This window comes from Streptomyces actuosus, assembly GCF_016921115.1.
Classification (GTDB): Bacteria; Actinomycetota; Actinomycetes; order Streptomycetales; family Streptomycetaceae; genus Streptomyces; species Streptomyces actuosus_A.
Genome location: NZ_JAFFZS010000007.1, coordinates 52,974 through 79,414 on the forward strand (window position 1 = coordinate 52,974; position 26,441 = coordinate 79,414).

22 protein-coding genes and 3 pseudogenes are annotated in these 26,441 nt (G+C 70.6%); 8 read left to right on the forward strand and 17 right to left on the reverse strand.

Annotation, left to right across the window (positions count from 1 at the left end):
* The first annotated feature begins 80 nt into the window (after positions 1-80).
* Positions 81-509, forward strand: coding sequence for a hypothetical protein (locus JS756_RS11500; RefSeq protein ID WP_205382944.1), 429 nt, complete (start codon positions 81-83; stop codon positions 507-509).
* 70 nt (positions 510-579) lie between these two features.
* Here JS756_RS11500 and JS756_RS11505 read toward each other — a convergent pair.
* From JS756_RS11505 to JS756_RS11530, 6 genes and pseudogenes are all read right to left on the reverse strand, one after another.
* Positions 580-888: pseudogene (locus JS756_RS11505) on the reverse strand (transposase); the annotation flags it as partial.
* 526 nt (positions 889-1,414) lie between these two features.
* The gene (locus JS756_RS11510) at positions 1,415-1,597 is read right to left on the reverse strand and encodes a hypothetical protein (RefSeq protein ID WP_205382945.1); all 183 of its coding nucleotides are present in this window, start codon (positions 1,595-1,597) and stop codon (positions 1,415-1,417) included.
* Between the two features lie 166 nt (positions 1,598-1,763).
* Positions 1,764-4,394: a S8 family peptidase gene (locus JS756_RS11515; RefSeq protein ID WP_498063047.1), complete on the reverse strand. Its 2,631-nt coding sequence runs from the start codon at positions 4,392-4,394 to the stop codon at positions 1,764-1,766.
* On the reverse strand, positions 4,387-5,367 hold the full coding sequence (locus tag JS756_RS11520; protein ID WP_128803106.1) for an AAA family ATPase: 981 nt from the start codon (positions 5,365-5,367) through the stop codon (positions 4,387-4,389). The genes JS756_RS11515 and JS756_RS11520 overlap by 8 nt, the downstream gene beginning before the upstream one ends.
* 1,048 nt (positions 5,368-6,415) lie before the next feature.
* A complete protein-coding gene (locus JS756_RS11525) occupies positions 6,416-6,829 on the reverse strand; it encodes a PIN domain nuclease (protein WP_205382947.1) in 414 nt (137 codons plus the stop codon).
* The gene (locus tag JS756_RS11530) at positions 6,826-7,083 is read right to left on the reverse strand and encodes a type II toxin-antitoxin system VapB family antitoxin (RefSeq protein ID WP_205382948.1); all 258 of its coding nucleotides are present in this window, start codon (positions 7,081-7,083) and stop codon (positions 6,826-6,828) included. Before JS756_RS11530 ends, JS756_RS11525 begins: the two co-directional genes overlap by 4 nt.
* A 205-nt stretch (positions 7,084-7,288) precedes the next feature.
* Between JS756_RS11530 and JS756_RS11535 the strand changes: the two genes are divergently transcribed.
* The 3 genes and pseudogenes from JS756_RS11535 to JS756_RS36680 all read left to right on the forward strand — a co-directional run.
* Positions 7,289-7,678 carry a hypothetical protein gene (locus JS756_RS11535; protein WP_205382949.1) on the forward strand — a complete coding sequence of 130 codons (390 nt, stop codon included), beginning with the start codon at positions 7,289-7,291 and terminating at the stop codon, positions 7,676-7,678.
* Between the two features lie 158 nt (positions 7,679-7,836).
* Positions 7,837-7,938, forward strand: a pseudogene (locus JS756_RS38545) (XRE family transcriptional regulator); the annotation flags it as partial.
* Positions 7,920-8,069, forward strand: a pseudogene (locus JS756_RS36680) (IS3 family transposase); the annotation flags it as partial. The pseudogenes JS756_RS38545 and JS756_RS36680, both read left to right, overlap by 19 nt.
* A gap of 78 nt (positions 8,070-8,147) precedes the next feature.
* On the opposite strand, the gene JS756_RS11540 reads toward JS756_RS36680, so the two are convergent.
* From JS756_RS11540 to JS756_RS11585, 10 genes are all read right to left on the reverse strand, one after another.
* Positions 8,148-9,329, reverse strand: a complete 1,182-nt coding sequence (locus JS756_RS11540) for a PAS domain-containing sensor histidine kinase (RefSeq protein ID WP_205382950.1) — start codon at positions 9,327-9,329, stop codon at positions 8,148-8,150.
* Between the two features lie 35 nt (positions 9,330-9,364).
* A complete protein-coding gene (locus JS756_RS11545; RefSeq protein WP_205383133.1) occupies positions 9,365-10,414 on the reverse strand; it encodes a SpoIIE family protein phosphatase in 1,050 nt (349 codons plus the stop codon).
* The gene (locus JS756_RS11550) at positions 10,411-10,839 is read right to left on the reverse strand and encodes an ATP-binding protein (protein ID WP_205382951.1); all 429 of its coding nucleotides are present in this window, start codon (positions 10,837-10,839) and stop codon (positions 10,411-10,413) included. The genes JS756_RS11545 and JS756_RS11550 overlap by 4 nt, the downstream gene beginning before the upstream one ends.
* Complete coding sequence (locus JS756_RS11555) at positions 10,836-11,222, reverse strand: STAS domain-containing protein (RefSeq protein ID WP_205382952.1); 387 nt, start codon at positions 11,220-11,222, stop codon at positions 10,836-10,838. The genes JS756_RS11550 and JS756_RS11555 overlap by 4 nt, the downstream gene beginning before the upstream one ends.
* On the reverse strand, positions 11,219-12,439 hold the full coding sequence (locus JS756_RS11560; RefSeq protein ID WP_205382953.1) for a PAS domain S-box protein: 1,221 nt from the start codon (positions 12,437-12,439) through the stop codon (positions 11,219-11,221). The genes JS756_RS11555 and JS756_RS11560 overlap by 4 nt, the downstream gene beginning before the upstream one ends.
* Positions 12,440-12,843: 404 nt before the next feature.
* The gene (locus JS756_RS11565; RefSeq protein ID WP_205382954.1) at positions 12,844-13,647 is read right to left on the reverse strand and encodes a sigma 54 modulation/S30EA ribosomal C-terminal domain-containing protein; all 804 of its coding nucleotides are present in this window, start codon (positions 13,645-13,647) and stop codon (positions 12,844-12,846) included.
* Between the two features lie 481 nt (positions 13,648-14,128).
* Positions 14,129-14,746 (reverse strand): TetR/AcrR family transcriptional regulator, encoded by a 618-nt coding sequence (locus tag JS756_RS11570; RefSeq protein WP_205382955.1) that lies wholly within the window; start codon positions 14,744-14,746, stop codon positions 14,129-14,131.
* A 108-nt stretch (positions 14,747-14,854) separates the two neighbouring features.
* Positions 14,855-17,203, reverse strand: a complete 2,349-nt coding sequence (locus JS756_RS11575; protein WP_205382956.1) for an ABC transporter permease — start codon at positions 17,201-17,203, stop codon at positions 14,855-14,857.
* A gap of 8 nt (positions 17,204-17,211) precedes the next feature.
* Positions 17,212-17,937 carry an ABC transporter ATP-binding protein gene (locus JS756_RS11580; protein ID WP_205382957.1) on the reverse strand — a complete coding sequence of 242 codons (726 nt, stop codon included), beginning with the start codon at positions 17,935-17,937 and terminating at the stop codon, positions 17,212-17,214.
* Between the two features lie 443 nt (positions 17,938-18,380).
* Positions 18,381-19,244, reverse strand: coding sequence for a LysR family transcriptional regulator (locus JS756_RS11585; protein ID WP_205382958.1), 864 nt, complete (start codon positions 19,242-19,244; stop codon positions 18,381-18,383).
* A 91-nt stretch (positions 19,245-19,335) separates the two neighbouring features.
* Between JS756_RS11585 and JS756_RS11590 the strand changes: the two genes are divergently transcribed.
* On the forward strand, positions 19,336-20,073 hold the full coding sequence (locus tag JS756_RS11590; protein ID WP_205382959.1) for an SDR family NAD(P)-dependent oxidoreductase: 738 nt from the start codon (positions 19,336-19,338) through the stop codon (positions 20,071-20,073).
* Between the two features lie 176 nt (positions 20,074-20,249).
* Positions 20,250-20,558: a thioredoxin family protein gene (locus JS756_RS11595; RefSeq protein WP_205382960.1), complete on the forward strand. Its 309-nt coding sequence runs from the start codon at positions 20,250-20,252 to the stop codon at positions 20,556-20,558.
* 88 nt (positions 20,559-20,646) lie between these two features.
* Here JS756_RS11595 and JS756_RS11600 read toward each other — a convergent pair whose 3' ends face one another.
* The gene (locus JS756_RS11600) at positions 20,647-22,047 is read right to left on the reverse strand and encodes a ricin-type beta-trefoil lectin domain protein (protein WP_205382961.1); all 1,401 of its coding nucleotides are present in this window, start codon (positions 22,045-22,047) and stop codon (positions 20,647-20,649) included.
* A gap of 1,120 nt (positions 22,048-23,167) precedes the next feature.
* Between JS756_RS11600 and JS756_RS11605 the strand changes: the two genes are divergently transcribed.
* Together JS756_RS11605 and JS756_RS11610 are read left to right on the forward strand one after the other, a co-directional pair.
* On the forward strand, positions 23,168-24,256 hold the full coding sequence (locus tag JS756_RS11605) for a sugar ABC transporter substrate-binding protein (RefSeq protein ID WP_205382962.1): 1,089 nt from the start codon (positions 23,168-23,170) through the stop codon (positions 24,254-24,256).
* A 501-nt stretch (positions 24,257-24,757) separates the two neighbouring features.
* Positions 24,758-26,428 (forward strand): hypothetical protein, encoded by a 1,671-nt coding sequence (locus tag JS756_RS11610; RefSeq protein WP_205382963.1) that lies wholly within the window; start codon positions 24,758-24,760, stop codon positions 26,426-26,428.
* Positions 26,429-26,441 lie beyond the last annotated feature (13 nt).

The following is a 26,441-nucleotide window of genomic DNA, read 5'->3' on the forward strand; positions in this document are numbered from 1 at the left end:
GAATCTGGACATCCCTGGTATTGCATATAGAATAGAACCAGAAAGAGGGGGAAGGGCCCCCTCGGACCCGGAAGGACGACATGAGCTACCTGCCCACCCTTCGCCGCGCGCACAAGGGCGCGATTGTGCTCGACGGCAGCGCCGCCGCCCACGAGCAGCTCCGCACCCTTGCTGACCTCTACCGCGAAGACCCCGAGGGCGTCGGCGACATGCTCATCCAGATCGCCGACCTCAAGGACCAGGCCGAGCGTGAACGCGACCTCGACGGCCTCGGTCACGCCGAGCACGTGCGGGACGACATCGTGACCGAACTCCTCAACGAGATCGGCGGCGCGGAGATCTACCTCGACCCCCGCGACAACCACCACGCCCTCATGCAGGCGCGCAGCCTCGCCCACCAGGCCCGGCGCATCGCCGACGCGGCCCAGCAGCGCGCCGACGAGCTGGCGGTCCTGACCGCCGTCGCCCGAGGTGCGCGCGAGGAGCGCAGGAGGCCCCCCGTCTGCTAGGGCGGGCGTTTCAATCCGTTCCAAAATAGATCCCAACTCTGTACTGTTGAGCGGCACAAGACCTCTTCGGCGGCAGGATCGCCGAGGAGAACCGCTTGCGCTCGCCCGTGGCCGCATCGACGCGCTTGTCGTTCACCCGGGGCGCCTTGACCTCGACCACGCCAGCCGCCGTGGTCACCGGGCGCGGCTGGTGGTAGCCGTTGCGCACGACCAGGCGGTGGCCCTTCTCGTCGCGCTGGTCAGCCAACTCGGCTATGTATGCGTTGACTTCAGCCTCCAGCGCGGCGGCCAGCATTCTTCGTGCGCCATCGCGGACGATCTCGTCGATCAGAGAGGAGCCGTTGGCGGTGGTGCCGTCGGCGTTCACTACGCTGAGCACGGGCGTGCCTTCCCGACCCGCGCGGCAACGCGGGCCTACTCGATACCAGTCAATCGATCACTCGGGAAGGTACGCCCTCCGCGTGTGCCCTCCCGAGCCGATCCACAGGTAATGAGCATTGCTCGCGATGATGGAGTTGACCGCCTCCGCGCAGGAATGACGTCCCGGCTACATCGTCCATGGCTGCTATCGGTTGATTTTGTGCCCGTGATGTCGCTTCTGTCCTTCCCGTCGAGCGTTGCCAGATAGAGGTGCGCGTCGGCTGTCGCGCTGGTGGCGCCAGCTTCCACGGGGCCGGGGGTGCTGCGGGGCCTCCTCTCGGCGCTAGTGGGGTGGTGGGGTCAGGTCGGGTGGGGCAGGGCCCACAGGCTGCGGAACGCGGTGACGATCTACTCGGCCCAGGGCCAGCTTGCGGGGATCTTCAATCTTCGGCGGCGCTGGCCATGCACGATCACGGCAGGCACGTGCAGGAAGCGGTAGTGCATGGTCTTCGGAGCAGCATCGCGGCCACGATCTTCATGATCGCTTAGTCGTCCGCAGGCAGCGTGCTGGTCCCGCACCGCGTCCTGGCGGTGCGGGACCAGCAGCAGCCCATCCGCCCCGGCGCGGTCGTGGCCCTCTTGAACTCCCCGACCATGGCTGGGTCGTTGGCCTGCCCGGCCCTCTGGGTGTCGGCGAACTGCCCGAACACCACCTCCACCGCCTCCACGCGCGGCGGTTGCAGCCGGACATTCCGGAATCGCTCGAGAACTGCACCCGGTGCGCGGTCGCCCAGTCCGGCTCACTCTCTCCAGATCGGTCTGTGTTGCATCCGGGATCCCGGGGGTGAGGTTAATCGAGGAAAGACCCGTTCCTGTCTCGCCGTTCCCCAATCATCAGAACAGGCGTGCATCGAGGGGGATGGCTGTGTCTGTTGCGGTGTGGAGTTCAGCAGGTACGGGGACACCGAGTTGGACGGCTGTGGGGGTGTACAGGTCGGCGCTGACTTCAGGCGTGGTCAGAGAGACCATCAGGCCGTAGGTGACGCTCCTGCCGACGCGGTCGGAGCTGTTGTTGTACTTCCACCAGCCGCCGGCGGGATAGACGGCAAGGACACCGCAGTCCGCCAGTTCCCGGGCAGTGCCTCTCCAGATGTCGGCGTGCAGGCAGCCACGGTCGCGATTGGTTGGGCCGACGAGCCAGTTCCTGTCGGCGTCGAAGGGCCGGATGCTCGTACGCGCGTCGTCTTCTGCCTGGGCGGCTTGAGCGATCCGTCCCTCGAACTCCTGCATGGTCTCGAAGGGGCCTTTGAGGGCGAAGCGGAGGCGGTGGGAGGCGTAGGTGTGCTGCCCGAGCATGCCGCGTCGGCCGGGATTGGGTTCGATGAAGTAGGACAGCGTCACCCGCAGATGTACGTCCTCGGCGTCCAGGTCCAGCAACTGTTCACGAGGCCAAGGCAGTTCGTGGAGCTTCAGCTCGCCGAGACGCACCGACTTGCCGTCACGGGCGAAAGGCTTCAACGAGCCTTGAATGATCATGGTGACGGCGCTTGTGGTACTCGACAACACCCGCTCTTGGCTGGGCACGCCCCAGCCGTAGCGTCGCAGCACGGTGCGGGCGAGCTGGCCCGCACCGATCTTGCGGCGGCCGTTGCGGTTGTAGACACCGTTGATCATTGCGTCGGTCCACTGAGCTTCATGCACCAGCAGGCCGCGGATGGTCTCTGCCCGCAGGTTCGGATAGCGGGCGTAAGCGAGAGCTGCGAGACGGGCAGCCTGCGCCGTCGCTGCGCTTGTGGCGTCGATGGTGGTAAGCAGCTGACCGTGGTGCGAGCGGGCCGTGGTGGTGAGCGAGATGGCGTCGTGGCCGCTGACCTGGGTCAGGTCGGCATCGACGAGGAGATTGCCTCCCTCCATCACGATGTCGGGCTTCATGGCCGCAGCGTCGCGGAACATCACGGAGGTGCGGCTGTGCGGGGAAAGCAGCCCAGGCGTCGCAACCGTGCGATAGCCGGCGAAGTCGTCGGCGGTAGGGACGTGATCAAGCTCTGTGTGGGCGCCAACAGTCAGCGCGTTCCAGGCTTGTGCAGGATCCTCGATCCGGGAGGTGTCACACAGGTTCAGGTATGCGGCGGGTTCGTTTTCGTCGACGAGGTCGGTGGCGCGGTGGTCGCGGACGTTGCCGGCGGAGACAACGATCAAACGCGATTGACCGGGTTCTGGCGGTCCCAGCAGATCAATGCGGTCGTGAGTCACCGCCACGTCGGTGCCGACAGCGAGAGCGTCCACGGACGCGGACCACAGGGTCGCGGTTCCGTCAGTTCCGTTGACGCCCTGCCCGGACTCGGCGGTCACGGCCATGGCGAACACGCGTTTGCGCACCTGCTCAGGATTCGCTGTTTCGGCAGTGGCGACTGCCGTCGCCGTCACCTCTCCAAACGGCCGCGGCGTGTCCGGGGTCCTGCGTGGAAGGATCTTGACCGATTCCAAATGATGATCAAGATGCACCTCTGAGGCCGAGGTGAGTGCACTCTCAAGATCCCCGAAGACGGCCAGACCGGCCATCCGCGTACCGTGCCCCCGAGCGTCGTTGTCGTCCGGACCTTCCCCGCTGATGGCGCTGTGCGCGTCGAGCAGAGCAGGACGCAACAGAGGGTGCTCCTGGTCCACGCCGGTATCGAACAGCGTGATCGCGGGTGCTCCAGGTACGGGGGGATGCAGACGGCCGACGAGATCGACCACGAAGTCACGATGCAAGTCCCGCAGCTCACGGCTGTGAAACTCTTCGGTGAATGTCGGCTTGCGGATCTCGGACGGACACGCGTTCGTGCGCAGGATCTGGGTCAGTCCATGCATATTGGTGCGCAATTGGGCGACCCGGAAATGCCCGATCCCGACAGTACGCGGCGACATCTGCCAGCCATGCACCTGCGACAGGCGGCGCAGGGTTTCCACGGGATCCGTCGCGCTTAGCGCCGGGTCAAGCCACAATTCCCACCAGACCGGGATATCGGGATCAGGAAGCGGGTCCTGCTCCTGCCACAAACTCGCCACGGTGGCACGTTCGATCTGTTCGATGTTCGCGACCAGTGCCGCGTTCTTGGGCTTGCCCGACTGAGTGTTCTGGGTGAACTCGTCGATCTTGCGCAAAAGTGTGGGTACCGACCCGTCCGGCACCCACACCACGGCTTCCTGCGGCCCCTCATCGTCCGCCTCTTGGACGCTCATGAGGGTCAGCCCTGACTTGTCGAGCGACTCCAGCTTCAGCTCATGCTCAGCAGCTGCTTCCACGCGGATGGCGAACCCATCCGCACGATCACGAGAATCCAACGACTCCCGTGCACCGAGAGCCTCCGCCTGCGCATCCTCCAGACCGCTGATCAATCGAGCCGAATGCCCAGGACGGTCCGAGGAGCGGTCAACCAGCTTCTGCGCCTGCCCAGCCCCCCGGGGCGGCTTGGGCGTAAGCGTACGAGGTGACCACGGAACCAGAAGATGCGGGACGCTCGGAGGGGAACCCTCAGGCATGACGCAGGAGGTGCCTTTCGTTCAGGGCGCCCCTCAACTGGTCGGCGTCGATAGTGTCGCTTCCCCCGAGAATCGCCCGCTTGGCAGCAGCCTCGGCCGCCTTGACCAGCTCAGCGTGACTCAGCTGCTCGGTAAGAGCAGCGAGACATCCCCACGCTACCCCCGAGGTATCCATCGCGGCGAGCCGTCGTTGCAGAACTTCGATCGACTGCTCCGCCGACGGCTGCCCATACACGATCGCCAGGTCGAACCGGCGGAAAAGGGCACCGTCAAGCAAACGACGATGATTCGTTGCCGCCACCACCAAGCTCTCCGCCGGCGCCTGATCCAAGAAGAGCAGGAACGAGTTCAAGATCCGACGAGCCTCACCGACATCATTGCCGTTGGCTCTGTCCGCACCCAGCGCGTCGAACTCGTCGAACAGATACACAGCCCGCGTCTGTGCCGCCGCATCGAACACCAGCCGAAGCTTTGAGGCAGTCTCGCCCATGAACCGGCTGATCAGCCCATCCAGGCGGATCGTGAACAGCGGAAGACCAAGCTCCTTGGCCAACGCCGCAGCGGTCATGCTCTTGCCCGTGCCCGGCGGCCCGGACAGCAGCAGACGGTGAACCGGCGTGAACCCAAAACGCTCCAAACGGCCACGCTGCCGCTGTTCATGCAGCACCTTCTCCAAGGCCGCCCGCGTCTCATCAGCCAAGGTCATGTCTGCCAGCCGGGTCTCTGGATAGTCTGCGGTGAGCAGACTCGCCAGCTCCCCACGCGGCTGCACAACTGGAGTAGGAGCAGGTCGACGGCTGATCTTCTCCGCACGCGATGTATCGATCAGCTCTCGCAGCTCCGCTGCAAGACGGCCATGGCCCTGTCGCGCAGACTTCGCCGCCACCTGCAGCGCAACGCTGTAGAACCGATCATCATCACCGGCCGCATGCGCGCTGAGCAGTGCTTTTAGGTGATCGGCGCTCGCCGACACGGTCCACGCCTCCCTCGCTCCTAGGTTCAGCCACCGTAACGCGAACCTCGGACAGTCAGCATCACTCCCGCCGACACCCGGACCTCAGAGTAATAGTTCCCAGCCAGCGCGCAGGCCAGCGCCCCCTGCTTTGCCGGACCGCTGGCGGCTCGATGGATCCTGTGACCGCTGGCTCCACGTGAACGGGGCTAAACTCTGCGTAGGCACCTGGCCTGCGGAAAGGCCACAGAGGCTCCGCCCCGGTTCAGGGGCGGAGCCTCTCCGCGTTGGAAGCAGAATCCGCTGCTGGCGAGTTCGACCGCTGAGTCCGACCTGCCGGGATCCTTCCCCAGGTACTGGAGTCCGTCCCCGCGGGGACGTGTTGGGGACGCGTTGGGGACGCAAGGACAGGAACAGGCTGACAAAGGCTGCTGAGAACGAGCGCGCTGCACGCGCTCTGAGCAGGGAAAACGTCAATGGTGAGCATAGAAAAGCAAGGGCCGCCAAGATCCTCAAAGGACTCATAATCCGTCGGCCGTGGGTTCGAGTCCCACCCGCCCCACCTAGCACGCTTCTGACCTGCGGAAACGTCTCTTCTGCGGTGTTGGAACGTCAACTCGGGCTCATCGGACTTAATCCGCTGCTCGTGAGCTCGGCGGCGAGTTGACGGATGGGGGCAGCCGTTGCGCTGACCTGTGTGAATGCGCCGGAGCGTGGTGGGGGAGGGGCCCAGGAGCGGCCTCAACGACGGGCCGGGGGCGTATGTGGGGACGCTGTGAGGACACGGGTACGGCGAAGTCTGCCTTCGAGGTCACCTCAGGGCAGGGTGCACGGTGCGGGCTCAGTGCTGCATGGGTGCCTGGCGTACATCCGAAGTGCGTCCTCGGCCACTCGGGACCGAGAGCAAGGGGTCACGAGCAAGGTTGACGAACGCTATGGGCCGCGGGTGAGTTCCCGGTTGGCCGGTCAATCCTGCGGCTCGGGCGCCCGGGCTTTGGTTGAGTTCTCGACAGGCCGTTGCCATAGGGCCACCCTGCGCCTCATCGCCGACTGTGCGGCTGTGGAGGCTCTACTGCCTGAGGTCCATCGTGCGGACCGGCTGTCCCGTGGTGCGGGCGATGGTGTCGAAGTCGTGGTCGCAGTGGAGCAGTGTGAGCCCGGCTTCCTCGGCGGCGGCAGCCACCAGGAGGTCGACGGGGCCTGCGCTGCGGTGCTCACCCTTGGCGGTCAGCTGTTCCTGGACGACGCGGGAGCGCCGGTAGACGCCGTCCGGCACGGGGCACCAGACGTAGTGGGCGTCGAGCGCCGCCTTCAAACGCGTACGGTCTGCGGCCGAACGGGCTGAGTAGAGGACCTCGAGTTCGGTGATGTCGCAGATCGCGACGAGGCCGGCGCCGATCCTGTCATCCCAGTCGGCCGTGTTCTGGCGGAGCAGGACGCGGGCGAGCGCGGAGGTGTCGATGAGGTAATCGGCGACGGTCACTCATGCGCTCCGGTGTCGGGGGTGGCGTCGGCCGTGCTCGTGGGCCGGTACTTGCTCTTGTCCAGGAGAAGGTCCATGTCCAGCGCGCCGTCGGCCACCAGCTCGCGGGCTTCGTCGAGTGCGCGCAGACGCCGGTAACGGGCCGTGACTTCCCGCAGGGCGGTGTTGATGGTCTCGCGCTTGGTCGTGGTGCCGAGTTCCTTGGCCGCTTCTTCCAGGGCCTCGTCGTCGAGGTCGATCACGGTGCGACTCATGGGCGCCTCCTTTGTGTATCAACTAGAGTATACCAAGATACAAGATCTTTTATATATGGGTCACCGATGAAGGTGCCTGCTCGCGGGGGGCTGAACCGAACCGCCGACTTGTATGGGGGTAGCGGGACGCGGTCGGGTTGGCCGCTCGTAGCGTGCCGTAGGACGCACGCAGGCCCAGGCTGCGACACCGTCAGCGAGGCGTCGCTTGGCGGGGATCATCGCCGACGGTGTCTTCAAGGTAGTGCTCGGTGCCGCCTACTTAATTGGCGCTTCCTGGCTTGGCGATCTACTTGGCGTGTCCGCCTGGTTGATGGCCGTCTCCGGCGTCGCCCTGCTGATCGGCGGCGGGATCGAGATCAAGTTTGTGCGCAGTCGCCCGATCCGGACCTACATGCGGCTCATGGTTGCCTACGACAGCGGCTGGGTGCTGACGGCGCTTGTCGGCTTACTGATGGCGTGGCAGGACGGCAGTGCCGGGGGTGAGGTGTGGATCGGGTACCAGACAGCTGCTCCCCTTGTGTTTGCCGCACTGTTGCTGGTTGCCACCCCCGTGCCGCCAGCCTCCGACATCCGTGCGAAGGGCGCCGGACACTGACACCGAACCTCTGCTGCGGGGTCGGCAATCCCGCTTGGCGAACCGGCAGTGGCGCCACAGGTGTTGCACACGATACTGTCGATCACACCGGCGCTGAGCTGCACAAAGTGGTCTCCACTTGCCTCGCGCCACACGGTGACCCCCAGAGAATGCGGCGGACGACGACGGAGGAGTCCGCCCAGCTCAAAGCGCTGAAGAAGGAGAACGCCGAGCTGAAGCGGGCCATCGAAATCCTCAAGGCCGCGGCGAGTTTCTTCGCACCACGCTCCCCGACCAGCAAGCCGAGCGGGCGCCCGACCGCGTCGAGCGCGACTTCGTCGCCAGCGCGCCGAACCGCTGCTGGGTTGCGGACTTCACGCACGTGGCGACCTGGGCCGCAGTGGTCTACGCGCCGCCGTGGACGCCGCGCATGCCCGCGGACGCACGGCACCGGACGCGTCCGCACCCGGTCCGGCCTTCGGGGAGCCTCTCAGGGGGTGTGGGCCGGGTCGCGGGAGGCGAGGGGGATGCGCCAGCACAGGCGGGTGCCGCCGCCGGGACGGCCGGTCACCTCGAAGGTGCCGCCCAGACTCTCCGCGCGGCGGCGCAGGTTGGTCAGACCGCTGCTGCGGGTGACTGCCGGATCGATGCCACGGCCGTTGTCGTGCACCTCCAGCAGCAGTTCGTCGCCGGCGCGGACGGTGACCCAGGCGGCGGAGGCGTGGGCGTGCCGGGCGGCGTTGGACAGGGCCTCGCGCAGTACCGCGAGCAGGTGGGCGGCCGTCTCGTCGGGCAGCGCGGCGTCGACCGGGCCGTCGAACCCGACCGTGGGGGTGAAACCGAGCCGGTCCTGGGCAGCGGTCGTCTCGCCGAGAACCTGGGCGCGCAGGCTCGCCGCTCTCTGGGCGGGCTGGTTGAGGTTGAAGATCGTGCCCCGCAACTCCCGGATGGTGGCGTCGAGTTCCTGGATGACCTTGTTGATGCGGTCGCCGGTGTCCGCCCGGTCGAGGCGGGCGCCGATACTCTGCAGGGCGAGCCCGGCGCCGAAGACCCGCTGGATGACCATGTCGTGCAGGTCCCGGGCGATGCGGTCGCGGTCGGCCATCACCTCGCGCTCCGCGCGGGCGGCGGCCAGCTCGGCCTGCGCGGCGAGTTGATGGGTGATGTCCCGTGCCGTCGTCGAGAAGCCGATCAGGGAGCCTTCCTGGTCGCGCATCGGGGAGACGGTGACGGCTACGTCCACCTCCGTGCCGTCGGCGCGGCGCCAGCGACTCGGGTAGGAGTCCGTGCGTCCCTGGGAACGGATCTGCTCCGTCGCGGTCCGCAGCGCGTCGAAGGCCGTCCCGGACATGAGCGTCTGGACCGGTCGGTCGAGGATCTCCTGCTCGGAGTGGCCGAACAGTCTGTGGGCGCCCGGGTTCCAGGTCCGGACGAGCAGGTCCGGATCCAGCGAGATCATGGCGTCGTCGGACGAGGCCACGACGGCCGCGAGCCGAGCCTCGGCCTCCCGTGCGGCCTCCAGCTCGGTGTGCAGGGCGATCAGTCCCCGGTTGGTGTCCTCCAGCTCCTGGCCGAGCTCGTCCACCAGCCGCGCGCGGCGCTCCAGTTCTGCCTGGGGCCCGGCCGCGGCGGGTGCGCCGTCGGTGGTGCGCGGGTTGGGCAAGTCCCTCATGTCCGACCCCGTTTCGCCTGATGACGGGAACCGACTCATGATGCCATGGCGCCGGCCTGGCGCAGCACGAGCACGGTGGCGTCGTCGGTGGGCCGGCCGTACTCGCGGTGGAGCACGGCGGCGACGATCGCCGGATGGCGTTCCAGCAGCCGGGGGTGGTCCTCCAGGTTCCAGCCGGAGCGGATTCCGTCGGAGACCAGGACGAGCGTCGATCGGGGCTCCCAGGCGGAACGCTGCACATGGACCGTGGGAAGGGGCAGGTGGGTGCCCAGAGTGCCGGGACGGTCCAGCAGATGGACCGACCGGGGACCGGTCAGGATCCGGCCGCAGATGTTGCCGACGGCCGCGTGGACGAGTTCGCCGCGGCCGGGGTCGATCACGCACACACCCGCCACACCGCCTCGCGTGCCGCGCATCGCCTCGTGGACGTGACGGACGGACAGATCCGGTTCGGAGGCGGGCGCCTGCCCGAAGGCGGCGACCGCAGTCCGTGCCGCCGCGGCCGCGGCCGGTCCGTGCCCGAGGCCGTCGACGACCAGGGCGGCCGCCCGCGGGCCGAGCGCGACCGCCCAGGCGTCCCCGGAGGCGCCGTCGCCGCCGAGCGGGATGTTGACGCCGCCGAACCGCCACTGCGCAGGCCCGGCGGACGCGGTGCCGAGCCGGACGTAGACGACCGTGCCGCGGCGCGTGGAGTACCAGTCGAACTCGGTGGCGTTGCGCCGCACCACGCTCAGCCCGGCACCCAGACCGCCCCCGCGGAAGGGCACCGCAGCGGGCGGGACCGTCCCGGAGGGTGGGGCGAGCGCCGCGGCGGTCGTCCCCGGGCCGTGGTCGACGGAGATCAGCTCGATCCCGTCCCCGGCCGTGCGGGCCAGCACGTACCCTCCGGGGTGGGCGTGCCGGAGCAGGTTGGTTCCCAGCTCCGTCGCCACCAGTTCGGCCACGCCCTCCCGCAGCACGTGCCGCCCGGCGGCCAGGCGGGCCACCGCGCGGCGCAGCGCGCCGACGTCCTCCTGCGCGACGATCGTGTGCCGGCGGTGCTCGTGTCCACCCGGCGCCGCCTCGCTCCCGGCCCCCGGAGTCATCGCTGCCACTTCACGATCACCACCGTCGTGCCCGACGCCGCGGCGGAGGTGACGGTCATGTCGTCCACCAGTCTCCGTGCCCCCGGCAGCCCCAGTCCGAGGCTGCCGCGGGTGCTGAAACCGTCGGTCAGCGCGGCGCCGATGTCGGCGATGCCCGGCCCGTCGTCGGCGAACGTGGCGCGCACACCCCGTCGGCCCTGACCGTAGACCTGCTCGACGCTGATCCGGCCGCGGCCGCCGTTGGCGTAGTAGAGGATGTTGCGGGCCAGCTCGCTGCCCGCCGTGATCAGTTTCGTCGCGTCCACCAGGTTGAGCCCCACCGCCTCGGCCTCGCAGCGCAGCACCTTGCGCACCCGGATCAGGTCGGTCTCGTCGACGATGTCGAAGACGGACGGTTCCCAGCCCCGCGCGGTACCGGTGGTCATGGCCGGCCTGTACCGGCGTCGGCGCGCCGCAACCGCTCCAGCAGGGCCAGGCCCTGCTCGGCGTTGAGAGCGGTGTCCAGATGGCCCATCTGCACGCCCAGTTCCACCAGGGTGATGGCGACCGCCGGCTGTATGCCGACCACGGCCGCCTGCGCCCCGAGCAGCCGGACCATCGACACGATCCGCGCCAGCACCCGGGCGATGAAGGAGTCGACCACGCTCAGCCGGCTGACGTCGATGAGCATCCCGGTCGCCCGGGTGCGGGCGACCTCTCGGGTGAGCTGGTCCTCGATCCGGACCACGGTGGTGTCGTCGAGATCGCCCTGGAGTGCCACCAGCAGCGTGTCACCGATCTGCATGACCGGAACCACGTCGTCGGTCACCGCGGCTCCCCGTCGATCAGCGTGTGGGCGGCGGTCTCCGCGGTCGCGGCGCGCTCCGCCAGCACCGCGAGGGCCAGTTGCAGGGCGTCCTGCAGCGTGTTGCGGGAGCGCAGCCGCCCGATGTCGATGCCCAGGTGGACCATGGACTGCGCGGTTTCCGGCCGTACCCCGCTGAGGATGCTGACGGTGCCCATCAGCGAGGCGGCCTGCACCGTCTTGAGCAGGTGCTGGGCGACCTGGGTGTCGATGGTGGGCACCCCGCTGATGTCCAGGATGGCGACCTCGGCCTGGTTCTGGGCGATCTTCTCCAGCAGGCCCTCGGTCAGCCGGGTGGCGCGCAGGGTGTCCAGGGTGCCGATGATGGGCAGCGCCAGTACCTTGTCCCACACCTGGATGACCGGTGTGGACAGCTCCAGGATCTCGTCCCGCTGGCGTTGCAGCCGCTGCTCGGTCTCCCGGCGCTCAGTGACATCCCGGATCGCGGCGGCCACCAGCCGCCCTTCGGCCGTCTCCAGCGGGCTGAGGCTGATCTCGACGGGGAACTCCGTACCGTCCCGGCGCATTCCGGACAGTTCCAGCCCCGCGCCCATCGGGCGCAGCCGGGGATCGGAGAGGAACCCGTTGCGGTGGCCGATGTGCCGGTCGCGGAACCGCGGCGGCACCAGCACCTCGATCTCCCGGCCGACCAGTTCGTCGCGCTCGAAACCGAACAGCGTCTCCGCCTGCCGGTTGACCAGGACGATCCGTGCGTCCGGCCCCACGATGACCATGGCGTCCGGAGCGGACTCCAGCAGACCGTGGAACAGCGACTCGGCCCGCGCGCTCTCCGTCACGTCCCGCAGGACCTTGACGAACCCGGTCACGGACCCGGCGTCGTCGCGTACCGGCGTCAGCGTGACCCTGGCGAGGAACCGCCCGTCGCCCTTGCGGACCCGCCAGCCCTGGAACTCCCGCCGCCCGTCCTGCCGGGCACTGTCGAGTTCCTGCTCCACCAGACCGGCCGCACGGTCCTCTGCGGTGTGCAGCACCGACACCGGCCGCCCCACCACCTCGTCCGCCGTGTAGCCGGTCATCGCCTCGGCGGCGCGGCTCCAGCGGACCACGTCACCGCCCGGCCCGAGCTTGACGACGGCGTGGTCGGTGACCGCGTCCAGCATCGTCTCCAGGTCCCGCAGGACCGCCTGCTGATCCCGGCCACCATCCGATGGCGTCGTCATACCGGTGCCCCCACCCTTCCGCGTCGTCCGTCCCCAGGCCGAGCCGACCGCTCGGCAGCAGCCGTGATGCCCGGCGCGGCCGATGCTACCCGCTGACGACGAGGCCCCGTCGGCTGTGACGAAGGGTCGCCCATCGGCAGCCCTTCCACGGCAGCACCGGCACGCGGCCCTGACGGCGCGGAACGCCACCGCGCGGCCGGGTGTGAACACCTTGTGCGCGACCCGGCGGTGGTCTCCCCGGCACGACGATGCCACCCGGCCCGGCGAAGGCGTTCGGCACAGGGCTGAACGAGGAGATTTCTTTCCGGCTCCCCCCGTCACCGCCCCGGCGCCTCCCGTGGCGGGAGCGCCCCGGGCCGGGCCGCACGTCGAGTGTGCGGCCCGGCCCGGGAACCGGGGAGGGACTACGCGGCGGGAACGATCAGACCGTAGTGCCCGTCGAAGCGGTGGTAGACAACGCTGCCGCGACCGGTCGTCCGGTCGGTGAAGAAGACGAACGGCAGGCCGGCCAGCTCCAGGCGGGCCACGGCGTCCGTGACACCGATCTCGGGTACCGGCACGGTGCCCGGGCCGGTACCCGCTCCCTCCGGCTCGACGAGACGGCCGTCCTGTCCGCTCGCCGACGCCATGCGGTGGTGGCCGTCCTCGTCGCGGTAGACGATGCTGTCCTGCCCGGACACGGCGTCGGTGAACAGGTAGAAGTCGTAGTCCAGCAGGTCCAGGTCGACGACCGCGTCGTGGACCGGCTGCCGCGGCAGACCGAACGACTTGCGCCGTACGATCCTGCGGTCCTCGGGGACCACGTGGTGGCGCACCGGCCGGTGGTGCTGACCGGCGCCGTCCCCGGCCGTCCGTGAGCGGGACTCGGCGGTCCCGTGGTGCCGGTCCTGCCGGTGCCCCCGCGCGCGGGCGAGGCGGGCGGCCAGCCGGTCGCGCAGCAGGTCCACGGCCTCGAACAGGGAGTCGGCGGCCACGTGTGCCCTCACCGGCCGTCCGTTCAGGTTCACCACGGCCTGCGCGTGGGCGGGCCTGGCCGCCGCGGGGTTGGCCGCAAGGCTCAGCTTGACCTGCGCCGCGAGGACCGGCTCGCCGACGTGCTCGATGACGGTGAGCGTCTTGTCCTGCGCGTAACGCGCCGCGTTCCGGGGGACCTGCCCCCGGGTCTCCACCTGGACATCGACATCCGGCCTGCTCTTGAGACGGTTCATCAGGCGTCCTCCATCCGTGATCACTCAGAGCCTGCCCGGCCGCGCGCGGCTCTCCCAGAGCTGGCCAGCCCCTGTCGGCAGGCCGAACGTCTCTCGGGCAGGTGCCGGAGGGCCCGGCCGAGGTGGCGTCGGGATCCGGCGCGGGCTCCCTCCGGGTGCCGGACCGTCAGGGTGCAGCGGGGAGGAGCACCTCGGGCAGGGGCCTGCGCGGTGTCGGGGGCGTCGGCGGCGCGTACCCCAGCCGCAGGATCACCTGCGGCCGCCGCCCGGATTCGGCGCCGGCCACCACTTCCCGCCGTGCAGGGCCGGTCGGGCCCCTCCGCACGGCCGACAGGCTCATGGTGCGGTCGGGCCCCGTCGCGGACAGCCTGTTCGAGACCGCGACGCGTCCAGCGGTCACCTCACCTTCCCACACGGCCCCGCGCCGGCAAGGAGGAACCGGCGGTGCGAGGAGGAGGCCGGCCCTGCCGGGCTCGCGGACTCAGGTGTGACGTCGGGGGGAGCCGTCCCCGTCGTCGGCCTGCGGCGGTCCGTCGAGCCCGGCGAGGCGGCGCAGCGCGGCCTCCAGCGGCACCCTGCGGAGTCGCGGGTCGATCAGGTGGTGCAGGACCAGACCGTCGAGCAGGGCGAGCAGGAGCACGGAGACGGCCTCCGCCTCCGGATCCCCGGTCTGCGCGGCGAGCCAGTCGGTGAGCGCGGACCGGCACTCGCCGAGCGCACCGGCCAGCTCCTCGCGCAGCCGTTCGTTCCGCGTGGCGGCGAGCAGCGCCTCGCTGAACAGCGCCGTGGTCTCGCTGTCGGCGGCGTAGCGGGCCACCAGGTCCAGGAAGAACTCCAACCCGGTTCCGGTGTCGGCGCCGCCGCGCAGCATGCTCAGCAGCCCGTCGACCTCCTGGCGCATCGTCTGCAGGGCCGCCTCGACCAGGAGGTTGTCCACCGAGCGGAAGTGGTAGTGCACCAGGCCGGGCCGTACCCCGGCCCGGTCGGCCACCCGCCGGGTGGACACCGTGCCCCAGCCGTCCTCGACGATCAGCTCGGCTGCGGCCTGCAGCAGCCGGGCTCGGGTCTCCCGCCCGGTTTCCTGCGAGGTCGGCGCCATGTCGTTTCCTTCTTCGTCAGCGACGCGCAATACGTCTTGGGCGTTCGACCAAATCGTACGGGTTGACCGATCGCACCGACAAATGGGTCGCGGGACCCGCGCGCGCCGTCACTGCGCCCGCTCCCGGACCACCCGTGCGATGTCCAGTCGTCCGACGGCCCGGAGGGCGGGAAGCTGTGAGACGGCTGCTGCCGCAACCACGGAGACCGCCGCCAGCAGCAGTGCCGGCCAGCCGAGGCTGAGTTGCATGGTGAACAGATCGCTGTTGAACGACTGCAGGAACGCCCAGGCCGTCGCCGCGCCCGCCGCCAGACCGGCCGGCACGGCCAGCAGGGTGGCCGTGAGGTTCTCGGTCGCGAGGACGCCCGCCACCCGGCGCAGTGGGACGCCCGCCGCTCGCAGGGTGGCGAGTTCGCCCGTGCGCTCCGCGACGTTGACGGTCATGGTCACGTAGATCACGGTGAAGGCGAGGGCCCCGCCGAGGACCAGCATGGCGCCGATGAAGATCCAGAAGAGGTTCAGATAGCGGTCCACCTGGTCGCGCAGTGCTTGCGCGTCCGTGTAGGCGACGACGCCGTCGAGGCCGGTGATCTGCGTGCGCAGGTGTGCGCGGTCGGCGCCGTCGGCGAACCGCAGCAGGTAGGTGTCCGGCTGCGCACCGGTCACGGTCCGGACCGTGTCGACGGAGCCGTAGAGCACGGTGCCCATGGGCTCGTGCACGAATCCGGCGAGCGTGACCTGCCGGGCTCGACCGTCGGGCCCGGTGAGGGTGATCCGGTCGCCGGTCGAGACGTCCAGTCGGTCGGCCAGTGCCGCGCCGGCCAGCACACCGTGCGCCGGCAACTGCTGGGCCACTCCGTCGGCGCGCAGGAACCGGTGCATCTGCGTGTCGGGACGGTATCCGGTCAGGGAGGTGCTGTAGGAGCCGTGCGCGGAGGAGACCGTGACCGGCAGGGTGACCGAGGGCTCCACCGAGGTCACCCCCTGCGCGGCACGCAGCCGGGCCGCGAGGTCCTCGGTGCCGGCTGCCGCCGTGACCGTGGCGTCCTGCCGCTGGACCTGGTCGAACTGCCGGCTGATCATGGCCCGCATGCTGGTGAGCATGCCGACCGAGGTCAGCACGAGGACGAGCGCGAGCACCGCGCCGCTCATCGTCGCGACGGTGCGTCGCCGGCTGCGACCCAGGTCGCGCAGGGCCATCCGCCAACCGACCGGCAGTCGCCGGGCCCGGGCCAGCAGCCGCGCGATCGGTCCGGGCCGCGGGGTCCGGCTCCCGTCGCCCCGCATCGCCTCGGCGGGTGCCGTGCGGGCCGCGGCGAGCGCCGGGGCCCCGCCCGCCACCAGCCCCACCACCAGCCCGAACAGGAGGCCGAGCAGGCTCGTCGGTACGTGCCGTCCGACCACGGTGTCGGGGATGTCGAGTGCGGAGGTGTAGGCGCGGGTCACCGCGGAGGTGGCCACGGCACCCAGGACGACGCCGGCCACGGCGCCGGCCGTGGTCGCGATCACGGCGTGCGCCAGATAGTGGCGTACGACGGCGCCGCGGTGGGCACCCGCGGCGAGCAGCGTGCCGATGATCCGGCGCTCGGCCAGCACCAGCCGGGTGATCAGGATGTAGGCGGCCACGCCGGCGGCCGACAGGAACAGCAGGGGGAAGGCCACGGCGAGTTCGGAGAAGCCCTTGAGGTCCTCGCCCAAGGCGGAGTTGGACGGCTGGTCCGCGCGCGGTTGCACATGGACCGCGCCCGCGGCGCGCAGGGCGGAGGTCGCCCGGGTCCCGTCCTTGTCGCCGGTGTCCGGGGTGAATCGGACCAGAGCCTGGTTCGGAGCGGACGTTCCCGCCAGTGCCCGTGCGGTGGTCTCGGGGACGTAGAGCACGGCGAAGGAGTGCGGATCGGCGAGCACCTCCTGGCGGTCGCGCGCGGGCCACAGGTATTCGGGTGATACGGCGATGCCGCGGACGGTGAGGGTGCGCCAGCCGCTGCCGTCGTAGGCGCGCACCGTGTCGCCGGGCCGGAGGCCGAAGGTGCGGGCCGCGTGCTGTTCGAGCACCGCGCCGTTCGAGTCGCCCGCGGCCGGCGTCCGGCCCGCGGTGATCTCCACCTGGTTCACCGCCGGGGCCTCGGCGTCGTCGGGCAGTCCGACGACGCGGCCCTGGAGCTTCTGGCCGGTGATGTCGAGCGGCACGTCGGCCTGGGTGCGCGTGGTCACCGCCGCGACGCCGGAGAGGTCCTCGGCCCGGGCGGCGAGCGGCCGTGCGTCGGGGGCGGTCGCGGTGAGATCGGCGAAGTGCAGTCGGCTGTAGGTGCGTTCGTAGGACGCGCTGAGGTTGAGGTAGGCGTCGTAGCTGGCGATGAAGAGGGTGACGCCCAGCATCACGGTGATCGCCACGGCGGTGAACTGGCTCAGCCGGCGCCGCAGATCGCGCCGGGTCTTGGTGAACATGATGTGTCGCACGGCGCGCCTCACCAGGTCACGGCGGCCGCGTCGGCCGGGACGGACTGTCGCTCGACGGACTCGACGCGCCCGTCGCGCATGTGCACGACCCGGTGGGCCATCGCCGCGATCCCGGCGTTGTGCGTGACCATCAGCACGGTGCGCCCCTCGCGGTTGCTGCGCTGCACCAGCTCCAGGATCGCGCGGCCGGTGGCGGTGTCGAGCGCGCCGGTGGGTTCGTCGGCGAGCAGCAGGTCCGGGTCGGTGACCAGGGCTCGGGCGATGGCCACACGCTGCTGCTGGCCGCCGGACAACTGGGCGGGGAAGTGGTCCATCCGGTCGCTGAGGCCGACGGCGGTGAGCAGCTCCGCCGCCCGCCGACGGTCGCCGCGGCCGGTGAGTTCCACGATGACCTCGACGTTCTCCCGTGCGGTCAGGGTCGGTACGAGATTGAAGAACTGGAAGACGAATCCGATGTGTTGCCGTCGGAAGTCGGCGAGTCGGGCGGGCTGTCGCTCCGTGAGCTCCTCTCCCGCGACGGTCAGCCGGCCGGCGTCCGCCGATTCGATGCCGCCGATGAGGTTGAGCAGGGTCGTCTTGCCGGACCCGCTCGGTCCGAGTACGACCACGAGCTCTCCCGGCTCGATGTCGAGATCGACGCCGCGCAGCGCGTGGACTGGTGCCTCGGCGGTGCCGTAGGTCTTGCTCACGCCGCGCAGTCGTACGCCGCCGCGGTCTTCCGGTGTGGTTTCCATGTCGCGTTCTCAATGCTCCTGGTCCGGTGTGGCCCCAGCGGCACCGACGGGCGTCCCGCGCGGCGGCGCTCCGGGCGGGCGGTGTTCCCCGCACCCTCTACTGGGCGAACGCCCAAAGCGTACGCCTTGGGCGTTCGCCCAAGCAAGGTGGCCGTCGGCCCCCGGACCCGAGGCCCGGCATCCGGGATCGGCACCGTTTCCGGCAGGGTGTGCGGACCGGTGCCTCTCGGGGGCGGCCTGCCTGGGTGCATGGGCTGCCGGCCTGCGGTCCGGCGACCTCGTGCACCCGGACGAGCCGGCCCGAACCGGCCCACCCGACCAGGTGATCGCGCGGGCTGGAACAACGGTCGGGACGGAGCCGACCGATCAGTCGGACGATCGGGGCGTCCTGAGAAGGGGGATACGGGCCCCCACCCGGTCCGGGCGCGTGCCCCGGCTCGGGTTCACAGCCGTGTGGCGGTGCGGATCAGCCCGGCGAGGGCGAGGGAGCGGCTGTGCGGCGGCCAGGCGATGTGGGTGACGACGGGAGAGGCGTCGGTGAGGGGGACGGCGGCGTGCTCGGCCCACAGCCAGGCGCGGGCGGAGTCGGGGAAGACGGCCATGGTGCGTCCGAGGGCGATCAGCTGGGCCAGCTGCGTCTGGTCGTGGATCTCGGGGCCCGGGCCGGGCGGGTAGGTGCCGTGGCGGGGCCAGCGGGCGAGCGGAAGATCGGGGATGTCGCCGACGTCGGCCAGGGACAAGGCCTCGCGTGCGGCGAGAGGGTGCCCTGCGGGCAGGACGGCGATCTGCCCTTCGGCCATCAGTTCCTCGCTGTCGAACCCGGCGAGCGAGTTGAACGGCGTGTGCATGAGTGCCACGTCTGCGCGGCCGTCACGCAGCATCTCCTCCTGCTCGCACATGCCGCTCGGCAGCACCTCGATCTCGGCGGCGTCGGGTTCGGCCGCGTAGGCGTCGAGGAGTTTCTGCAGCAGTTCGTGGGACGCGGCGGCCTTCACCGCCAGCATCAGACGGTTGCGCGGGCCGCCCGGACGGCCGACGCCACCGGCACGACGGGTGCGGCGAGCGGCCGCGGTGGTGGCGTCGAGGGCGGCGCGCCCCTCGTGCAGCAGCACCTCTCCGGCGCCGGTCAGACAGACGCCGCGGCGGTTGCGTTCCAGCAGGGAGACGCCGAGGCGCCGTTCGAGCTGCTGGATCGCCCGGGACAGGGGTGGCTGGGCCATGCCGAGGCGCTCGGCGGCGCGGCCGAAGTGCAGTTCCTCGGCGACGGCCATGAAGTACCTCAGCTCGCGGGTCTCCAGGGTGTCCACGACCTCAGCCTACGTGTGATACCCACCGGGTATGACAGGGCACTGAATCGGTGTTGGATGCGTCGTTCCTCCGCGGGTGAGCATCGACGGCGTGAACGAGACGAAGATCGCGCTGGTGACCGGCGCGAACAAGGGAATCGGGTACGAGATCGCGAACGGGCTGGGCACCCTCGGGTACCGCGTGGGCGTGGGGGCCCGCGACGAGGCGCGGCTTCGGTCCGCCGTCGAGGAACTGCGCGCCGCCGGGGTGGACGCGTTCGGGGTGCCGCTGGACGTGACCGGCGATCGGAGCGTCGCTGATGCCGCGGAACTGATCGACCGGCAGGCCGGGCGGCTGGACGTCCTGGTGAACAACGCCGGCATCTCGGGAGAGACGGGGCCGGGGTGGATACAGGACCCGACCGCTCTCGACCTCGACATGGTCCGGACGGTGGTGGAGACCAACGTCGTCGGTGTCATCCGGGTGACCAACGCGATGCTGCCGCTGCTGCGGCGCTCGGCGTCGCCGCGTGTCGTCAACGTCTCCAGTTCCGTCGGCTCCCTGACCCGGCAGGCGGACCCGGGCATCGAGATCGGCCCCGTCATGGCGGCCTACGCGCCGTCGAAGTCGTTCCTCAACGCCGTCACCGTGCAGTACGCCCGGCATCTCGCCGACACGGACATCCTGATCAATGCCGTCTGCCCGGGCCTGGTCGCCACCGACTTCAACGGCTTCCACGGACCCCGCACCCCTGCGCAGGGCGCGGCCGTGGCGGTCCGGCTCGCCACACTGCCCGACGGCGGCCCGACCGGATCGTTCTTCGAGGACGCAGGCCCCGTCCCCTGGTGACCCCGAACCCGCCGTGATCACGCCGCAGGCCCCGGTGCGGCTCGTCACGGCCGCGGACACCGAGGCCGGTCGAAGCCGGTGCCGACCCCGCACGGACCTCGGCCGGGACACCCCGACGCGGCGCCTGTCCCGGCTGCCTCAGCCGGCCGCCCGACAGCGCGGGGCACCATGGAACCGTGGACGTCGAACTGCTCTACTGCGCAGGCTGCCCGAACTGGCACCTGGCCCGGGAACGGCTCGGCCAGGCTCTCAGGGCCACGGGCCACCCCGACCTGGAGATCCGCCTGCACGCCGTCGAGACCGAGCACGAGGCGCAAGCCCTGTGCTTCCCCGGGTCACCCACGATCCGCATCGGCGGTCGCGACCCCTTCCCCTCCCCGGCCCAGCCCCACGGCCTGACCTGCCGGGTCTACGCGACACCGGACGGCCTGGCAGGCGCGCCCACCGTCGACCAGCTCGTCCAGGCACTCACCGGCACATCCTGAGGGCCGCGCACCGCGTCGTGACCGGGGCAGCGGAGGGGACCCGGGAGCGGGGGGAGGAGGCGGAACGGCTCCGCAAGGCGATCCGGTGCTACGCGGCCGGGACGGGGCGTGCCGCCCAGGCCTGGGCCTGTCCCGAGGTGCGGCCCTTGAGGGCCAGGACGAGCGGGTCACCCGTGAAGGTGCCCACGGGGACGACGGCCTCGTCGGGGCGGGGCCGGGAACGGATCACGCCGTCGCGGCCGATGAGGAACATCATCCGTGACTGCTTCTCCGGGTCGTCGGTCCCGCACGGCCGGATGCCGATGCCGGCGGCGTCGCCGTCGGCCTTGAGGCAGAAGTCGGGGGCGGCCATGTTGTGCAGCCGCCCCTCGGAATCGAGCGACCACGCCTGCGTCGGGGACGATGTGCAGGTCGCGGCCACGGCGTCGGAGTGCTTCTGCACCTGCCCGTTCTCCACGTCGAGGCACAGGCCGCTGCCGCTGTGCACCAGCTGAGCGGTGACGCCGACGCGGATCTGGGCGGACGGCTGTGCCCGGCTCGCCGACGTGGGCGGACTGCTCGGCTCCCGATGTGGTGAACCGGCGTCGGCGGGCCGGCCGTGGTCCAGCGCCGCGTTCGTGACCGCCGCGGCGACCACGGCCGCGGCGGTCACCGCCAGCGCGGCGGCGAGAGCCCGGTGCTTCGGGGCGGCGCGATGCGCCGGGCGGGAGCCACGGCCCGCGCCGGTCGGGGCCTGGATCGTGTCGGCCGGCGTCCACGAGGATGCGCGCGGATCGTCCGGAGGGCCGGACGGAGCCTGCGGTGCCGACCACGGCTCGACGATCTGGCGGACGGGGCGCTCTGCGGTGTAGGCCGCTCCGCCCCACGCCAGCAGCCCTCCGGCCAGGGCGGTCCGCGGCTCGTCCGACAACTCCGCCAGCTCGTCCAGCAGTTGCGTGCACGGGGCACAGCCGGTCAGGTGCGCGACGAGGTCCGGATGGCGCCGGGTCTCCTCCGCGTGCGAGGCGGTCTCGATGATGCGGCCGAAGCCCTGGCACTCCGCGGTGCCACGGGACGCCAGGTGTGCCGTCGCGTAGGCGTGCCGCAGGGCGAGGGGGGCCTTGCCCTTCAGCCCGGCGACGGTGGCCGGGTCGATGCCCAGGTACCGGGCCACGCGGCCGTCCGGCTCCTCGTCGACGACCGCGTACCACAGGACGCCTCGCACCTGCTCGGGCAGCTGGTAGAAGGCCTTGAGCATGGCGCCGGTCGTGCCGCGAGACGCGACGCCGATCGCGGACGTCCGGGCGGCCGCGGGCCGTTCGGTGTTCCGCGCCCACGTCAGGAAGTCGGCCCGCAGCCACTCCTGCCTGCCGTCGGCCGCCCACCGGAGTGCCGTCCCGGCCACCCCGGTGAGTGCGTGGTGGCGCCAGGTCCCCAAGGGGTCGATGCCGCTGCGCAGCTCTTCCACGGCACGGGTGAAGGCCTCCGCGGCAAGGCGGTTCCCGGCCATCTGGTGGACGGTGCACCCGCGCGCGCAGGTCACGACGGCGGCCAGATGCCGTCGGCGGAGTTCCGCCGCGGCCGGATCGGCACTCTCGTCCTGGGCACGCAGGCAATGGGTGAGTTCCGTGTCGGACAGCGATTCGAACGTGGGGGGTGTGGAGCCAGGACGGTGATCCGCGCTCCCGGTGTCCGCATGTGTCACCTTGGGCCTCGCTTCCTCGTATCGCCGGATTCACGGGTTGCGGCGCGCTGCCGCGCCGAACGGCGCCGGTGGATGGACACGGCCCGGCTGCCGTCCGCCCGGAGTGACGTGGGCGATCTCGTAGGGACGACATAGTGGGCGGTGAGGGGGCGCGGCGTAAAGGGATACCGGCGGTAAGTGCCGTACGCCGGAGCATTTTCGGGCGTGGGTGGGGAAGACCGTCAGATTCTCATGAGGAGTCGTCAGGGTCTGTGGCGCCTTGGCCCCATGCCGGACGGTTGACGCGTTTGCTCTGCGGTCAGGGGATTTGACGGGTGTGCCGTTCGGGCGGGGCTGTCCGTGGCCCCGGCCGGCCGGCCGTCCCGGTGCGGCAGCGTGGCAGGTGAACACCGGACGGCACAACCGCCCTTGGCAGGCGGGTCGAGTTCGCGGACATCCCGTCGCACGTACGGCCCTTCGCGGACATGCGCGCCCCGCGGCGGCTTCACGTGCTGCAACTCCGCAGTCGTGGGCAGGATCCGGCTGATCGTCGACCGGTCCCCACGCCGTGCGGACCGCGGCACCTGCCGGTGACGCGGCGGGACTGCTGGTTCCGGATGCGCGATGCGCAACCCGGCGCGTAGGCGGGGTGGTTCGGGTTCCTGTCGGTCCGGCAGGTGGCACCGGGCCGGCCTGTCCACGGGCGCCGTGCGGGGCGGTGCGCGCACGCTGGGCAGGTGGCAGCGAAGAACGTCCAGGTCGTCGCGCCCCGGGGGGCATTCCACCTCGCCCCGGGAAGGTGGCGTAGTGTAGCGCCGCGCACGGGTTCGGTAGTTCCGCTTGACGCCGGCCGCGGTGGCCCGCTGTCCTTTCGTTCCGCAGGGCTGTGAAGAGGCCCACGTTCCGGAAGGCGCCTGAAGTGAGACCCCCAATACGTCGTATCGCCATGGCCGCGGCAGTCTCCATGACGACCCTCTCGCTCGGATGCGGAGCGCTGAACGAGACGGAGAAATCAGGAGAATCGAGCCCGACCAAGGGCAACGACCTCACGGTGGGGCTGCTGATGCCGGAGACGACGAACACGCGATACGTGAATTTCGACTACCCCATCATCAAACGCAGGATTGCCGAACTCACGGATAATCGGGGCAAGGTCGAGTATGCCAACGCGGGCGCGAGCGCGAGCAAGCAGGCCCGTCAGATGCAGGAGATGATCGACGGCGGGGTCGACGTCATCCTGCTCGACGCCGTCGACTCGCACGCCGTCTCCGGGCTGGTGAAGAAGGCCAAGAGCGCGGGCATTCCGGTCATCGCGTACGACCGGCTCGCCGAGGGTCCGATCGACGCCTACGTCTCCTTCGACAACGAACTCGTCGGCGAGGTGCAGGCCCGCACCCTGCTGGCGGCGCTGGGGCCGGATGCCGGCCCCTCCACGAAGATCGTCATGATGAACGGCTCGCCCACCGACCCGAACGCCGCACAGTTCAAGAAGGGCGCCCTCTCCGAGCTGAGGGGCAAGGTGACGATCGCCGAGTCCTACGACGTCAAGGACTGGAGCCCGGACCTGGCCCAGACCCGTATGACCGAGGCGCTCGGCGCGATCGGCGCGGACGACATCGCAGCCGTCTACTCCGCCAACGACTCCATGGCGGGCGGCATCGTCCGGGCGATGAAGGCCGCCGGCGTCAGCCCCGTGCCGCCGCTCACCGGCCAGGACGCCGACCTCGACGCGGTGCAGCGCATCGTCACCGGCAAGCAGTACATGACCGTCTACAAGCCCTACCCGGACGAGGCCGAGGCCGCCGCGGAGATGGCTGTCGACAAGGTCCAGGGCAAGAACATCCAGTTCGACGCCCTCACCCAGGACCACGTCGACAGCCCGACCGACAAGGACATCCCGGCCCAACTGGTCACGGTGAGCGCCCTGACGCAGAAGAACATCAAGGAGACGGTCGTGGCGGACGGCATCTACAAGATCTCCGACATCTGCATCGCCAAGTTCGCGGCGGCCTGCACGGCGATCGGCCTCGACTAGGAGTCGCCCTCAGGCGCGCCGAGGCCTTCGCCTACTCCGCCGGCGCCTTCGCCTCGGCGCGCCTCGCTTGTGCGGTCCCGATCCGCCGCGCCGACCGCGTCCGCCCCTTCCCACACGCGGCGGATCCAGCGGCTCCCGCCCGCGGAGAACGCGCGGGACGTCACCGTCGGCCCGACCGCCGAGCCCGCACGACGACGACGGTTTTCCGACTTGGACGGTCATCTCCTGCCGGAATTCGCCATTCGCCGATCATCGGAGTTCGGCGGTCGACAACGCTCGGTATCGGTGTCGCACCGATGTGCGAAATCCCTGCGTATGCCCCGCGGCTGCGCCGCTCCGTCGCGCGATATCAGAACCGGCGGATACGGCGAATTGACCCGCAGTCGTGCCGGATAAGGAGCGGGCGTCCCGCTCCGCCGATCGGGCGGGTGCGGCGGTGAACGTCGCCCGCCCGTCGGTCGTATTCCTTCGACGGGGGGAAAGCAGAGAAAGGAGCAGCCAGTGTCCAGAAACAGATCGCCACGGTCACCACGCGTCGTACGGAGGGACCGGGCCCGGCGCTGGAAGCGGTCGAAGCTGACCGTCGCGTTGGTCGGCGGGCCGGTCATCCTCGCGGTCGTCGCCGGTTCGGTGTTCGCGGCGGGCAGCCGCCACCACCGTCGGCAGGGGGACGGGGAGGCCTCCGCACAGCCCGCGTCGGCCGGCACGCCCAACGCGGACTGCACGCTGATCGTGCCCGAACACCCCCTCACGGCCCGGGGCCTGGCCACGCCCTATGAGCTGGTCGCAACGGACCCCGCGAAGGGGGCGTGCCACGAGTCCCATCCGGATCAGGCCGCGTTCGTGGAAGCCGCGATCCTCACCAAGGACGGCAAACTGACCGTCTACAACCCGCTGGTGGTCGACAAAGGGACGAAACCGGCCGCGCGCCCGGTCCGGCCCTCGGTGCCCGCGGGCTCGACGGTCGGCATCTGGTTCGGTTTCAACAGCGCCAACCTGACCCTGCGGACGAGCCGCCACTCCAACAGCCTCGCCCAGGGCAAGTGCGTCAACGGTGTGCGGGGATCCGTCTTCGGCCAGTTCGCCTACTGCAACGCGCCGGCCTTCTTCCGGGCCGCCGACGACCGGATAGCCCACAAGCAGCTCGCGATTCCGGCCCTCGGGACCGCCAAGGACGGCCTGCCCTGCCCCACCACGAGGGACTTCTCCGTCGTGGACCAGGACGGGAGCGACAACGTGGTCACCCACTACCTCGCCGACGCCCGCGGCCGGATCGCCCAGAACAACGCCGCGAGCGCGAGGGCGATGAGCAGGGCCAGGCGCATGGACAACCGAGGCGACCGCCATCACCACCACGACGGCCGAACCAGGTCGGCGCAGGCGGCCACCCCCTCGGACCTGGCCAACGGCAGCGACAACCTGCTTTTGACCCAGTTCATGGATCCGGCCCTGGGCTGCAAGCCGTTCACCGCGCCGAACCAGTCCAGCGACGGCCGGGCCACGTCCGCCCTGGCGCTGGACGAACTGTCCGCCGCGGCCAACCAGAAGGCCCCGATCGCGCTGATCCCGCAGAACGACCCGATGACACGCGTCGACGGGCGGGCCAGCGTCGAGAAGACCAACGCCTACCGGGCGGGGGTCGGCATGCCCGCCCTCGGCGCCGACGGCGACGGTGACGGGGCCGCGTACTGCAGGACCCTGTTCGGCGACCCCACCGGCATCCAGCGGATCTTCAAGGACAAGTCGCTCTTCGAGGAGGCGCCCTCGCCCGACCCGGCCACGGCCCCGAACCTCTTCGCCTTCCTGGCCGCACGTGCGAGCGGGACGTTCGACGACCTCGGCTGCGACACACTCCTCGGCGTCTCCAACCCCGTCGCCCTGACGGCGGACGCCGACGGCAGGGTCACCGACGGGGTGCTCACACCGCTCGGCCAGACACCCCCGGCCCCCGGCACCGCGGACCCCGGTACCGCGGACAGCGCATCCCCGACCGCGTCGGCGAGCAGTTCCTCGTCGCCCGCGGGCGACCGCCCGACCGCGTCGGCTCCGTCGAGTGCCGGGCCGTCCGCGTCCGTCTCCGCCCCCGACTCGGCGCCCGCCTCCGTACCCGCCTCCGCGTCCGCTTCCGGCGGGACCGCGAAGCCGTCCCGGTGGACTGACGGCGGCCGCTGAGGCGACGCAGGCC

Coding starts and splice junctions, on each gene's coding strand:
- JS756_RS11500 (WP_205382944.1), top strand. CDS start 81: ATGAGCTACCTGCCCACCCTTCGCCGCGCGCACAAGGGCGCGATTGTG.
- JS756_RS11565 (WP_205382954.1), bottom strand. CDS start 13,647: ATGAACCGTCTCAAGAGCAGGCCGGATGTCGATGTCCAGGTGGAGACC.
- JS756_RS11530 (WP_205382948.1), bottom strand. CDS start 7,083: ATGAGTCGCACCGTGATCGACCTCGACGACGAGGCCCTGGAAGAAGCG.
- JS756_RS11580 (WP_205382957.1), bottom strand. CDS start 17,937: ATGGAAACCACACCGGAAGACCGCGGCGGCGTACGACTGCGCGGCGTG.
- JS756_RS11550 (WP_205382951.1), bottom strand. CDS start 10,839: ATGACCACCGGTACCGCGCGGGGCTGGGAACCGTCCGTCTTCGACATC.
- JS756_RS11560 (WP_205382953.1), bottom strand. CDS start 12,439: ATGACGACGCCATCGGATGGTGGCCGGGATCAGCAGGCGGTCCTGCGG.
- JS756_RS11600 (WP_205382961.1), bottom strand. CDS start 22,047: ATGGCCGGGAACCGCCTTGCCGCGGAGGCCTTCACCCGTGCCGTGGAA.
- JS756_RS11540 (WP_205382950.1), bottom strand. CDS start 9,329: ATGAGGGACTTGCCCAACCCGCGCACCACCGACGGCGCACCCGCCGCG.
- JS756_RS11570 (WP_205382955.1), bottom strand. CDS start 14,746: ATGGCGCCGACCTCGCAGGAAACCGGGCGGGAGACCCGAGCCCGGCTG.
- JS756_RS11545 (WP_205383133.1), bottom strand. CDS start 10,414: ATGACTCCGGGGGCCGGGAGCGAGGCGGCGCCGGGTGGACACGAGCAC.
- JS756_RS11515 (WP_498063047.1), bottom strand. CDS start 4,394: ATGCCTGAGGGTTCCCCTCCGAGCGTCCCGCATCTTCTGGTTCCGTGG.
- JS756_RS11605 (WP_205382962.1), top strand. CDS start 23,168: ATGGCCGCGGCAGTCTCCATGACGACCCTCTCGCTCGGATGCGGAGCG.